This is a genomic window from Vibrio sp. V39_P1S14PM300, assembly GCF_009904765.1.
In the GTDB taxonomy this organism is placed as follows: Bacteria; Pseudomonadota; Gammaproteobacteria; order Enterobacterales; family Vibrionaceae; genus Vibrio; species Vibrio proteolyticus.
In genome coordinates this window covers 1-13,397 of record NZ_WXWP01000095.1, presented here as the reverse complement: position 1 = coordinate 13,397, position 13,397 = coordinate 1, and the positions used below count along the sequence as shown (strand labels likewise).

11 protein-coding genes are annotated in these 13,397 nt (G+C 49.9%); 10 read left to right on the top strand and 1 reads right to left on the bottom strand.

Annotated features, from left to right (window positions below):
* The first annotated feature begins 211 nt into the window (after window positions 1-211).
* The 9 genes from CAG65_RS04395 to nirD all read left to right on the top strand — a co-directional run bounded on the left by CAG65_RS04395 (window position 212) and on the right by nirD (window position 11,610).
* Window positions 212-2,821 (top strand): nitrate reductase, encoded by a 2,610-nt coding sequence (locus CAG65_RS04395; protein WP_021705205.1) that lies wholly within the window; start codon window positions 212-214, stop codon window positions 2,819-2,821.
* A complete protein-coding gene (gene cobA / locus CAG65_RS04390; RefSeq protein ID WP_161447716.1) occupies window positions 2,818-3,681 on the top strand; it encodes a uroporphyrinogen-III C-methyltransferase in 864 nt (287 codons plus the stop codon). Before CAG65_RS04395 ends, cobA begins: the two co-directional genes overlap by 4 nt.
* Window positions 3,678-4,628, top strand: coding sequence for a glycosyl transferase family protein (locus CAG65_RS04385; protein WP_021705207.1), 951 nt, complete (start codon window positions 3,678-3,680; stop codon window positions 4,626-4,628). The genes cobA and CAG65_RS04385 overlap by 4 nt, the downstream gene beginning before the upstream one ends.
* A 67-nt stretch (window positions 4,629-4,695) precedes the next feature.
* Window positions 4,696-5,277, top strand: coding sequence for an ANTAR domain-containing response regulator (locus CAG65_RS04380; RefSeq protein ID WP_161447714.1), 582 nt, complete (start codon window positions 4,696-4,698; stop codon window positions 5,275-5,277).
* A 293-nt stretch (window positions 5,278-5,570) separates the two neighbouring features.
* Window positions 5,571-6,944, top strand: coding sequence for a CmpA/NrtA family ABC transporter substrate-binding protein (locus CAG65_RS04375; protein WP_161452431.1), 1,374 nt, complete (start codon window positions 5,571-5,573; stop codon window positions 6,942-6,944).
* A 55-nt stretch (window positions 6,945-6,999) separates the two neighbouring features.
* Complete coding sequence (locus tag CAG65_RS04370) at window positions 7,000-7,968, top strand: ABC transporter permease (protein WP_161452429.1); 969 nt, start codon at window positions 7,000-7,002, stop codon at window positions 7,966-7,968.
* A gap of 16 nt (window positions 7,969-7,984) precedes the next feature.
* A complete protein-coding gene (locus CAG65_RS04365; RefSeq protein WP_021705211.1) occupies window positions 7,985-8,806 on the top strand; it encodes an ABC transporter ATP-binding protein in 822 nt (273 codons plus the stop codon).
* A 10-nt stretch (window positions 8,807-8,816) separates the two neighbouring features.
* On the top strand, window positions 8,817-11,300 hold the full coding sequence (nirB, locus tag CAG65_RS04360) for a nitrite reductase large subunit NirB (RefSeq protein ID WP_161452433.1): 2,484 nt from the start codon (window positions 8,817-8,819) through the stop codon (window positions 11,298-11,300).
* A gap of 1 nt (window position 11,301) precedes the next feature.
* On the top strand, window positions 11,302-11,610 hold the full coding sequence (gene nirD, locus CAG65_RS04355; protein WP_021705213.1) for a nitrite reductase small subunit NirD: 309 nt from the start codon (window positions 11,302-11,304) through the stop codon (window positions 11,608-11,610).
* Window positions 11,611-11,649: 39 nt separating this feature from the next.
* Here the strand turns inward: nirD and CAG65_RS04350 are convergent, their stop codons facing one another.
* Window positions 11,650-12,777, bottom strand: a complete 1,128-nt coding sequence (locus tag CAG65_RS04350; RefSeq protein WP_161452427.1) for an acyl-CoA desaturase — start codon at window positions 12,775-12,777, stop codon at window positions 11,650-11,652.
* A 163-nt stretch (window positions 12,778-12,940) separates the two neighbouring features.
* Here CAG65_RS04350 and CAG65_RS04345 point away from each other — a divergent pair.
* A partial coding sequence (locus tag CAG65_RS04345) for a GNAT family N-acetyltransferase (RefSeq protein ID WP_161452425.1) occupies window positions 12,941-13,397 on the top strand: 457 nt, incomplete at its 3' end.

The window sequence follows — 13,397 nt, the reverse complement described above, 5'->3', positions numbered from 1 at the left end:
AAGTTGGTGCGTGCTCTTTAACTTGTGTGGAGTTGATTTTATTAACTTTATGAAATATTTGAAAATTATAATAGAGAATAGGTTGGCAATCATTTTGCTTTAACCTATTTAACAATGAACTCGTACTGCAGTTCACTACACCGACGTCACAGGCAACGAAGCCTCTCCATTAAGGAGGGGCTTTTTTTTGCCTCAGAGAAAGGAATCGAGCATGACACAACAAATAATCCATTCGACCTGCCCGTATTGCGGCGTGGGCTGCGGAGTGACGATACAACAACAAGGCATTAAAGGTGACACTGACCATCCTGCCAATCAGGGCGCACTTTGTGTGAAAGGTTCGGCGCTGAAGGAGAGTCTCCAAATGCCGAGTCGTCTGCTGTATCCCAGGCTGAATGGTGTCGAGATCAACTGGTCTGATGCGATTGAGACCGTGCGTGAAAAGATCACGGATGCGATTAAACACTATGGCCCGGATTCTGTCGCGATGTACGTCTCGGGTCAGTTACTGACCGAGGATTACTATGTAGCCAATAAGTTCATGAAGGGGTTTGTCGGTTCTGCCAATATTGATACGAACTCAAGGTTGTGCATGTCCTCGGCGGTGGCTGCGCATTGTAAGGCTTTTGGTGAAGATGTCGTGCCAGTGAGTTACGACGATTTGGACAAGGCGGATTTAATTGTTATCACCGGCGCCAACACTGCCTGGACTCATCCGGTGATTTTTCGTCGAATTCAACAAGCGCGTGAACAAAATCCTAACCTCAAACTGGTGGTGATTGATCCCCGCCGCACCGTTACAGCGGAGCAAGCCGATTTACATATTCCGATCGGTAACGATGATGACGTCGCTCTGTTCAATGGGTTGTTACGCTACTGCTGCGATCATCAGGCGGTTGATGAAGCTTTTATTGCTGAGCATACGGAAGGCTTTGAAGCTTTGCTGGCCGAGGTTGAAAAAGCGCATTATCAGTTGGATGTGCTGAGTCAACAGTTGGGCGTGAGTGAGTCGATTCTCGGGACTTTCTTTCACTGGTTCGCATCGTCTCACGCTGCCATTACGTTGTTCTGCCAGGGAGTTAATCAATCCACATCGGGTGTCGACAAAGGCAATGCCATCATCAACCTGCACCTTGCAACCGGACAGATCAATCGTTGTGGCAGTGGTCCGTTTTCGATTACCGGTCAACCGAATGCGATGGGAGGACGCGAAGTTGGCGGTCTGGCGAATCAGTTGGCCGTGCACCGGGGATTTACTTCTGAAGACATCAGCGCTGTAGCGCAATTCTGGCAGGCACCCAATGTGGCAACCCAGCCGGGTCTGAAAGCGGTTGACCTGTTCAGCGCTGCAGAGCGAGGCGAGATCAAAGTGTTGTGGATTATGGCCACCAATCCGGCGGTATCGATGCCGGATAACCAGCAAGTACGACGCGCGTTAGAAAAGTGTGACTTTGTCATTGTGTCGGATATTACCGCGGACACTGATACCGCGCGTTACGCCGATCTGCTGCTACCGGCCTCTGGGTGGGGAGAAAAGCACGGGATGGTGACCAATTCAGAGCGGCGCCTTTCTCGCCAGCGACAATTTTTGCCAGCGCCTGGGGAAACCCGGCCTGACTGGTGGCAAATTGCACGAGTCGGCAGTGCTTTATGTGACTATTTGGGCGTCGCGGATGCGTTTGATTATTCTACGCCCGCCCAGATCTTTCGTGAGTTTGCGGCGATGACCGGACTCAATAGTGGCACGCCGTTAAAGTTGGATTTATCACAGTTTGCGCACTTGAGCGACGAAGCGTACGACAATTGGCTTCCTTGGCAGTGGGGAGGCAATAAACCTTTTGGTGATCATCATTTTTCAACCGATACCGGCAAGGCTCGTTTTGCAGTGACCGTGCCCTGCGTGCGCCGGTCTGATTTGTGGTTAAACACGGGCCGTCAGCGTGACCAGTGGCATACTATGACTCGTACCGGACACATTGCACAATTGAGCGCGTCTGAAGTGCAACCGACACTGTATCTAAATGCGCTGACAGCTGAAAGTTATGCCATCAAATCAGGTCAACTGGTCGAGCTTGAACAGGGCGATACTTCTATTCTGGCCATTGCGGAGTTGGACAATGCTCTGAGTGACCAGCAGTTGTTTATGTCCATGCACTGGGCGGGGCGCTATGGTGGCCAAAGCCAGATCAATGCTGTGGTGCAAGCATGCACGGATCAGCAGTCGGGGCAGCCCGCGTTTAAATCATCTTCAGTCAGCCTCAGTCAGGTAAAAGCGAAAACCTATGGCATGTATCTGGGAAGTCGGGCGGATTTTTCACTGTGCACCTACGCATCACTGCAACAGGAACGCAACGGTCAGATATGGCGGTTTGTGGACAGGGAAGAGCGAAACATTGAGGATTTTCAACGTCAGCTCACTCAGCGTCGTTTGGTATTAGAATTAGAAACCGGCTGGCTGGGAATCGATTGCACCATCCACGGCGAGCATCCTGAAGTGGCGGCTATTTTGATGTTGTCAGGTAAGCCGATCAAAACGGACTATCAAGCGCTGCTGTCGTTACTTGGGATGCCGCTTGATATCGGTCGACTATTGTCCATTTGTATGGCCACGCAGCAGGCAAAGCTGATCTGTAGCTGTTACCGTGTCACTGATTGGCAGATTAAGCGGGCGCTTGAGTCGAAAGAGTGTGTTGACCTGAAGCAGTTGCAGACGTTACTCAAATGCGGTACCAACTGTGGCTCCTGTTTACCGGAACTCAAACAATGGGTGCAAACCTGTCAGACATCGCTTGTCACAAATGAAGAGGAGCGCCACGCATGACACAGCAATCTTTGGATGGTTTCTTTTCAGGAGACTTCTCTAGTCACACTGACTGGTATCAGCGTACGCTACCATCAAAACCGAAAACGCAGCCCCAAGCGGGTCGTGTGACGTTGGTTGGAGCCGGGCCTTGCGATCCGGAACTACTGACTCTTAAGGCGCTAAAAGCGATTCAGCAGGCGGATGTTGTGATCTATGACCGACTGGTTGGCCGCGACATACTCGAGTTTGCCGATCCCGATGCGGAAATGATCTACGTGGGGAAACGCTGCGGCAGGCCAAGTATGTCTCAGGAAAGTATTAACGCCGAATTAGTGCGTCAAGCGAAAGCAGGAAAACAGGTCGTCCGTCTTAAAGGTGGTGATCCGTTTGTATTTGGTCGAGGGGGCGAAGAAGCATTAGCGCTGGTGTCGGCTAACGTGGCCTACCAGGTTATTCCCGGCATTACGGCGGCCTTGGGCTGTGCCGCGAGTTCCCTGATTCCCCTGACTCACCGGGAAGTGTCGCGCAGTGTAACTTTGGTGACAGGACAGGTTGTGACGGGGTCACTTCCTGCGTGGGCTGAATTGGTGGCATCGGGACAAACCTTAGTGTTTTACATGGGGTTGGAAAAAGCAGCGCAGATTCAACAGGGACTGATGGCGCACGGTCTTAGCAGTTCAACCCCGGTGGCGATTATCGGTAAAGGGTGCAGTGCAACGCAGGAAGTGCACACATTGTCTCTCGAAACGCTTGAAAAACATGCGCTTGAATTGAAAGGGCTGAGTCCGGCGTTGATCATTTTAGGTGATGTCGTCAAACTGCGAGCAGCCTTATTGCATAATGCTGAGTTGCTGCAATCTGTACAGGAAGACGTATGAGTTCCATTTTAGAGTGTATCCGCACTGTTGGGCGCGGAGAGCGTGGCCGTAAACCATTAACATTTGAACAAGCGTACCAGGTGATGGATGAGTATCTGGATGGCTTGTGTGATGACGATCAGATGGCCATGCTGATGATGTTAATCCGTGTTCAGAACGAGACAAAAGAAGAGATTGCCGGTTTCGTCAAAGCTTTCCAAAAACGTTTGCCGGTGGTTGGCGCGGATATCGACTGGCCGTGCTATGCAGGTAAGCGTGAGAGTGCCGGGCCGCCGTGGCATCTTTTAGCGGCGCGGATCTTGGCTGATAACGGGTATCGTATCCTGATGCATGGCTATCAGGACAATACGACCCTACGCGAGCATGCCGAATCGTATTTATCCAGATTCAATGTTGCGGTGGCGCACAGCGCGGAACATGCTCAAAACCTGTTGGCCAATGACAATCTGGTTTACCTGCCGCTTGCTCAGTTTGCTCCACAAGCTGAAACCATGATTGGCTGGAAAAAACGGTATGGTTTACGTACGCCAATCAACACAGTAGTTCGTGCGTTAAATCCAGGCGGCGCAAGGCTGGGTTTACGGGGCAGTTTTCACCCTGGATTTCAACAACTGCACGCCGAAGTGGAAAGTCTGATTGGTCAGCATAGCGAATCTGTTGTCTCATTCAAAGGTGTGTCGGGTGAATCGGAATACAATCCCAAAGTCAGTCAAACGGTTTGGCTGAGCCACCAAGGTAACGTCAGTTCGTGTTACTGGTCTGAACAAATGCTGACAGAGGTTCCGGCGCCCGTTCAATGTCCATTTGCAACGGCCGAATCAGATCTCGGGCTGATGGCCAACACCATTATTTCAACTATGGCAGTTGTGTTGTTCGCAGAGATGCAGGATCGCGACAGCGCCTATGCTCAGGCGTTTGAGTACTGGAAGCATTACTGTAACGCCTAAACTCTTCACTCTGGCACATTCCTTGAAGTTACTGAGATAAATGACCAGTTAACTACAAGGAATGTGTATGGCCAGACAAATCAATCCAACCTCGTTGATTATCTGCTGCGAACATGCCAAAGAGCAGGCGCAGTTGAGTACTCAATTGGTGAAAAACTACGATCAGATCTTAACCTGCCGACTTTCGCAATTAGAGCTTTTATTGGATAGGGAGCCGACGGCCCGGTTGTTAGTGCATTGGTATGCGCCGTGTGCGGAACTGAGATCCATCGTCGAAGTTTGCCGGCAACGCAAAGTGCCACTGTTAGTGCTGATAAAATCCATTTCTACATTAAATTTCAAGTCGTTAGAAGAGCCATCTGACTATGTATTGTTGCCGCATTCAATGGAAGGCGAGTTGAGTGTTTGGCTGGAATACGCTGCTCGGGTACGCGTGAGATATCAGAAAATGTGCGATGAAATCGCATCGCTGAACACTAAAATCGAAGACAGAAAAGTGATTGAACGTGCCAAAGGTCTGATTATGAAAATGCATAAGATGGACGAAGAGTCGGCCTATCAGGCCATGCGGAATTCCGCGATGAAGACCAGTCAGCCTCTCAGCCAGATTGCTAAAAACATCCTGACCACACTGGAAACGCTCGGCTAATGAGTTACTACTTTGGGGTTAGGGTATTTTTTTGACCTTGGTGCAGAGCGCACCATAAGCAAGCGTCAATGGCAGTAATATGACATTGTTTGTAGTTAATTTGTTGATTGTTATGGATAAAATACTTGGCACGTTACTTGGAATACAAAGAGTAAGGAAACAAACGCAATTTCACAATCTGAATCAAACGTAACTTAAAACCTGTCAACGGCGGCAAGATTTAAGAGCAAAGGCGCTACCGTAAATATTGCGGTAGCGCCTTTTTGTTTGAATAAATCAAAGGGAGCATTGAGATGAAATATTTGAAAATGATTCGGGGACATTGGATAGCAGCCACGTTAGCTGGTGTTATCTCTACGTCTTCATGGGCTTCGCCACTAGGTGAGCCGGAACTAGAGGACTTAAAGTTCGGCTTTATCAAACTGACCGATATGGCGCCTTTAGCGGTGGCGTATGAAAAAGGTTTCTTTGAGGATGAGGGCCTCTACGTCACGCTCGAAGCTCAGGCGAACTGGAAAGTACTGTTGGACCGCGTCATTGATGGTGAGTTGGATGGCGCTCACATGCTGGCAGGACAACCTTTGGGGGCGACGATAGGCATTGGTACCCAGGCGCAGGTTATCACCGCGTTCAGTATGGATCTAAACGGCAACGCAATCACCGTCTCCAACGATACCTGGCAGCAAATGAAGCCACACATTCCAAAGCAGGCTGACGGCAAACCACAGCATCCAATCAAAGCGGACGCGCTAAAGCCAGTGGTGAGTAGCTTCCGAGACAAAGGAAAGCCGTTCAATATGGGTATGGTGTTCCCGGTCTCTACTCACAATTACGAATTGCGCTACTGGCTCGCGGCGGGTGGCATTCATCCGGGCTATTACGCGCCGAAAACCGGGGACAACAGCGGGCAATTGAAAGCCGATGTCTTGTTGAGTGTCACGCCGCCCCCGCAAATGCCATCCACCATGGAGGCGGGCACTATCCAAGGTTATTGCGTGGGCGAACCCTGGAACCAACAAGCGGTGTTTAAAGGCATAGGTGTGCCTGTCGTCACCGATTACGAGATCTGGAAAAACAACCCAGAGAAAGTGTTTGGTGTATCGAAAGCCTGGGCGGAGAAATACCCGAATACTCACATTCGTGTTGTTAAAGCATTGATTCGCGCGGCTCACTGGCTGGACGCTCACAACAATGTGAATCGTGCAGAAGCGGTCAGCCTACTTGCCAAAAGCGAGTATGTCGGCGCAGATGCCGAGGTGATCGCCAATTCAATGACTGGCACCTTCGAGTATGAAAAAGGCGACAAACGTGAAGTGCCTGATTTCAATGTGTTCTTTCGCCACAATGCGACGTACCCCTATTACAGTGATGCCATTTGGTACTTAACCCAAATGCGTCGCTGGGGACAGATTCCGCAGGCTAAACCTGATGCGTGGTATATGGATATCGCCAAGCAGGTGTACCGTCCTGATATCTATCAACAGGCTGCGTTGTCACTGATTCAAGACGGAGTATTCAGCGCTGCGGACTTTCCGGATTTTTCTGAAGAAGATGGCTTCCGCGCCCCGCAGACTCATTTCATCGATAACGTTGTGTACGACGGTCATCGGCCAAACGAGTACCTCAACCAGTTTTCTATCGGCCTGAAAGGGGACGATCAGGTGTAACGCGTCTGGTGAGAACCTTGGTTTACATCGCCAGACCCCAAAAAAGGATACGACTATGTCGAGTAATGTAATCGCTCTGTTTCCAGGCAGTGGTGCGGTGGTCAGTCGCAGCAAAGCGCTGCTCCTGCCAGTGATTGGTATTGTGATGTTTTTGATGATGTGGCATCTGGCCGCACGAGAGGTACATACCTCATTGGGTACGCTCCCCGGGCCCGCTCAGACGTTTACCCAGTTGAGCCATTTGGTAGACGAACACTGGCGTGAGCGCGAAAAAGCACAGGCATTCATTGAACATCAGGAAAAGCGTAACGCCGCAAAATTGGCTAAAGATCCACATGCGGAAGTTCGGATTCGGCCATACACCGGCAAACCAACGTATTTTGATCAAATCGTCACGAGTTTGTTTACCGTTGCGTGCGGCTTTGTGTTGGCTTCATTGATTGCGATACCGCTTGGTATTGTGCTTGGATTGAACCAAGGGCTTTATCAGGCATTTAACCCCATCATACAACTGCTGAAGCCGGTCTCTCCTCTGGCGTGGTTGCCGATTGTCACCATGGTGGTCAGTGCCACGTACGTGAGTGACGACCCCATGTTCGCCAAATCGTTTGTTAATTCGCTGTTTACAGTGGCGCTATGCAGTTTGTGGCCAACATTGATCAACACAGCCGTAGGGGTTACCAGTGTCGATAAAGATTTGCTTAACGTGAGCAAGGTATTGCAGCTCTCTTGGTGGAAGCATATCAGAACCATTGTTTTGCCATCGGCGGTACCGATGATTTTTACTGGCCTTAGGTTGTCGCTGGGGATTGCCTGGATGGTATTGATTGCCGCCGAAATGCTCGCACAAAACCCCGGGCTGGGTAAGTTTGTTTGGGATGAATTCCAAAATGGCAGCTCGGCGTCTTTGGGGCGGATCATGGTAGCCGTTATTACTATCGGATTGATCGGTTTGTTGCTAGACCGAGGCATGTTGCAGTTGCAGAAATGGATGTCGTGGGACAAACAACTGGAACTTCGTTAATGGCAAGGAGGCCGTTATGTCAAAACCTTATCTCGATTTGACTCAGCTAGGGATGCGCTTTCCCACCAAACAAGGGGAGTTCGTCGCGCTGAAAAATGTCAACCTCGATATCAACAAAGGGGAATTCATCTCTCTGATCGGTCATTCCGGCTGTGGGAAATCAACTGTGCTGAATTTGGTGGCAGGGCTGTTAATGCCCACCGATGGCGGCGTGATACTGGATGGGCATGAAGTTGCAGGACCAGGGCCAGAGCGCGCCGTGGTGTTTCAGAATCACTCATTGTTGCCATGGCTGAGCGTGTATCAGAACGTCGAGTTAGCCGTTAAACAGGTCAACAAAGGGAGATCCACTGCGCAAGTGAAGTGTGAAACCGAGCATTATCTGGACTTAATTCAGATGCAGCACGCAGCCAACAAACGTCCGGATGAAATTTCTGGGGGTATGAAGCAGCGAGTCGGCATCGCACGGGCGCTCGCACTCAAACCAAAAGTCTTGTTGATGGACGAGCCCTTTGGCGCGCTGGACGCTCTGACACGTGCACATCTCCAGGATGCTTTGATGCGTATCCAGGCCGATCTCAACAGCACCGTCATCATGATTACTCACGACGTTGATGAAGCAGTTCTGCTATCCGACAAAATCGTCATGATGACTAATGGTCCGGCGGCCACCGTTGGTGAAGTACTGAATATTCAACTGGAACGCCCCAGAAACCGAGTCGCGTTGGCCGATGATTTGACGTATCAGAGTTATCGCCAGAGTGTGCTGCGTTTCCTGTATGAAAAACAGTCCAAACAAGAAGCGGCAGAGAGTGTGCCGTTGGTGAAAACGGCATAGGAGCAAGATGATGGAACATATTGTAATTGTCGGCAACGGCATGGTAGGGCACCACTTAGTCGCGCAAATGGTTGAGCAAGGCCTGCATCAACACAAGCGTATTACCGTCATTGGTGAGGAACGCTTCATCGCCTACGACCGGGTTCAACTCTCGTCTCTGTTTTCAGGCAAGTCACATCAGGATTTGATGCTAAGCAGCGAAAATTGGTATAGCGAACACAACATAAACTTGTTGCTGGGTTGTCAGGTCACCCACCTGGATACTAAAGCACAGAGACTAATGCTGGATGAAGATACGGTTCTGGGGTATGACAAACTTGTCCTTGCGACTGGTTCATATCCGTTTGTGCCGCCAATAGAAGGTAAAGAGCGAGACGGCATCTTCGTCTACCGCACGTTAGATGATCTTTCATCAATCCGAACCGCTTGCCGGGGAGCGAAAAGCGGCGCCGTGGTCGGTGGTGGATTGCTTGGGCTTGAGGCGGCTAATGCGCTGCGCCTGCTCGGACTGGAAACACACGTGGTTGAGTTTGCGCCCAGATTGATGCCCGTTCAACTTGATGATGGATCAGGACAACTGCTCAAAGAAAAAATCGAGTCACTGGGTTTACAGGTCCATACCAGCACGTCGACTGAACGCATTATTGACGGTGAACATGCACGGCATCGTATGGTACTCAAAGAGCAGCAGCCTCTGGAAGTGGACGTCATCGTTTTTTCTGCGGGCATTCGTCCACAGGATGCACTGGCTCGTTTGGCTGGTATAGAGATTGGAGAGCGCGGCGGAATTGTCGTCAATGATCAGTGCATGACCAGTGCACCGGGTGTCTATGCCATTGGGGAATGTGCGCTGTGGCAAGAGCGGATATTCGGACTAGTCGCACCAGGCTATTCAATGGCACGAGTGGTGGCGAAGCATTTGGCAGGTGACACGCAAGCATCGTTTCAAGGCGCTGATATGAGTACAAAGCTCAAGTTACTCGGAGTGGATGTTGCGTCAATAGGAGACGCGCACAAAGTGACCCCATACGCCAGAGAGATGGTACTGCAGGATACAGTAGAAGGCACCTACAAAAAGCTGGTGGTCGACGAATCCGGGACCCAACTGTTGGGTGCGATTCTGGTTGGTGATACTGGTGACTATGACGCGCTGCTGCAATGCTACCTCAACCAAACCGTATTGCCAGAGCATGCGGCAAATTTGCTGCTGGATACATCTATTCTGGAAGGAGAATTATCCGATAACGCGGTGATTTGTTCTTGCCACAACGTCACAAAAAGTGACATTGTCACTAAGGTTCATGCCGGAATCCACGATTTGTCCGAGCTGAAGTCTTGCACGAAAGCCGGAACCGGATGCGGTGGTTGCAGCAATATGGTGAAGTCAGTACTGGACGGGGAGTTGGCTGCCATGGGCATGGAGGTCAACAACCACATTTGCGAACATTTCGCCTTATCGCGCCAGGAACTGTTCCACTTATGTCAGGTAGAGCAGATCAGAGATTTTGACACCCTGATCAACAAACATGGTCAGGGTCTTGGGTGCGACTTGTGTAAACCGACGGCGGCGTCGGTGTTCGCATCATTGTGGAACGAACATATTCTCGATCCGCAGCACAGTAGTTTGCAAGATTCCAACGACGCCTATATGGCAAACCTGCAAAAAGATGGATCCTATTCGATCGTACCACGGGTTCCGGGGGGAGAAATAACGCCGGATAAATTGATTGTCTTAGGGGAAGTTGCACGTGATTACGATTTATACACCAAGATCACGGGTGGACAACGTGTCGATCTATTCGGAGCGCAACTTGAGCAGTTACCAGCGATATGGGAAGCCTTGATCCGGGCTGGATTTGAAACGGGCCATGCTTACGGGAAGTCGGTCCGCACCGTCAAATCTTGTGTAGGGTCGACGTGGTGTCGATACGGGGTAGACGACTCGGTTGGTCTCGCGATTGAGCTGGAAAACCGCTACAAAGGTTTGCGGGCACCGCACAAACTCAAATTCGCCGTCTCCGGTTGCACCCGTGAATGCGCCGAAGCTCAAAGCAAAGATATAGGTGTGATTGCTACAGAGAAAGGCTGGAACCTTTACGTGTGTGGTAACGGTGGCATGCGTCCTCGTCATGCTGATCTGTTTGCCTCGGATCTGAGCAAAGCGGAATTGATACAACTGATTGATCGGGTATTGATGTTCTATGTCCGTACAGCAGACAAACTGCAGCGTACGTCAGTCTGGATGGAGAATCTGGATGGTGGCCTGGATTACCTCAAACAAGTCGTCCAAAACGATTCTCTGGGTTTGTGTGAAGCGTTGGAAACACAAATGCAGCACGTGGTTGATACTTATCAATGTGAGTGGCAGAGCACCTTACAGTCGCCGGTTAAGCTCGCCAAATTTAACACGTACGTGGACGATGCGGTGGGAGTGCCAACCCCGGAATATCAGCGTATCCGTGGGCAACGTATTCCAGTGGTCGTGGAGGAGTGAGATGAAAATTTGTAATTTAAGTGCTTTGTTGCCTTTTCACGGTCGGGTCGCGATGATCGAGGGACAACAGGTGGCTCTGTTTCTGGTGCCAGAACAAGGGGTATTTGCGATCCAGAACTGGGATCCTATCGGCCGGGCACATGTTCTGGCGCGTGGGATTGTTGGTGATGTCGGGGGGGAGTTGTGTGTAGCGTCGCCACTATACAAACAACACTTTTCTTTACGCGATGGGCGTTGTATTGAACAGCCGGATAAACCGGTGAAAGTGTGGCAAGTTGCCGTCAAAAACGACGCGGTGTGGCTAGACTAATCAAAATGGGGCTTTAAGCCCCATTTTTCTCTTTTACATTTATGCGTACTGAGCCGTCAACGATTGCCAGGATTGGCGACGTTCTTCCAGGGTCTGCTTCATCTGCTGGTAACGAACTTTCAGCAGGGAATGCTCATAGCGGCGCACCATATCCTGTTTTTTACTCTCCAGTAGCTGCTTTTTCACTTCGTAATATTCGTTCATGCTTTGCAGCAGCGAATCGAACTCAGTTTGCAGACGCTCGTTTAACGCCTGATAATTTGGCAACTGCTGGATATTGAAACGAGCGGTCTGAAGCTTCATTTGTGCGCGGGCTTTTTCAATTCTCAACTGAGGTGCTTTACGCAACTTGCCTGCCAGTCCCACCCAGGCGCATGTTTTGATTAACCATTTGGTCGGATCGTATTGCCACCATAAGATCCCGTTACGGTAATCGTTTTCAAAAATATGGTGGTAGTTGTGATACCCCTCACCGAATGTGAAAAAGGCCAGAATACCGTTATCTCTCGCGGTATTTTTGTCTGTATAGGGCTGGCTGCCCCAGATGTGTGCCAGAGAGTTAATGAAAAACGTGGTGTGATGATTCAGAACCAGACGAACAGCACCCACCATCAGTAACATCCCCCACACATCCTGATAGATCAGGCCCAATGCAACCGGAACGCCGATGTTCATCAGAATGGCAAGTGGAACATAGTACTTATGTTGCCACATGACGATTTTATCCTTTTGAAGATCACGACAGTTGCTGTAATCGGAGTAGGTCGCTTTGTTGTAATGGCGTAACATCCAACCAATGTGTGAGTGCCAGAAGCCAAGCTTAGCGGAATAAGGATCTTTGTCGTTGTCGTCGACATGGCGATGATGGACGCGATGGTCAGAACTCCAGTGCAGCGCACTATTCTGAAGGGCAAAAGCGCCACCCAGCGCAAATAGGAATCGCAAGCTCCAATGAGCTTCGTAAGCCTTGTGTGACCACAATCTGTGGTACCCGGCAGTGATCGACAGATTACAAAAAGAAAACGTAATCAGAAGCCAGATCCAGTGCTCACTGCCGTAACCGAACTCAAATCCGTACCAGGGAGCGGCAACGGTGGCCAACAGCATGCTGAAAGAGAAAATAAACACGTTCAGCCAGATCAGCGGCGGTTTATTTTGCGTTTCCATTGAAATTTCCTTTGAGCTAACAAGTGTTCGCCAGAATATCAGCGTACACGTGTAAGTCAAATTTACTTTGTAAAAAGTGTGAATGGAATGTTTGGCTTTTTTGGCCTAAATGAATAGTATGAACGTTCGGTAAATCATTACAGGAAGTAATAAGGAACCAAATATGGAATTGAAAGTAGCGGAATATCGCGACTATAAACGAATTGCACAACTTCATGCTCAAAGCTGGCGGACTTTTTATAACGGCATTCTTGGCGATGAGTACCTGATGAATGAGGTGCTGGAAGAGCGCACCGCCATCTGGCAAACACGACTCCTTAATCCCCCTTTTAACCAACATGTCCTGCTGCTCGAAGAGGGGGGCCTACTGTGTGGATTCGTTTGTGCCTTTGGCAATCATGATTTTGAAAAAGGCACCATTATTGATGCTTTACACGTCGACGAAAGTTTCCGTGGTCGTGGCCTGGGAACGCGGTTGCTGACGGAAATCACTGAGTGGATTGAACAATACTTTTCTGATGGTGGCGTGTATCTTGAAGTGATGGAAAACAACCATCAAGCGGTTGAATTTTATAATCATCTTGGTGGTAAAAACTCACTGCGCCGCCTTTGGAATGCTC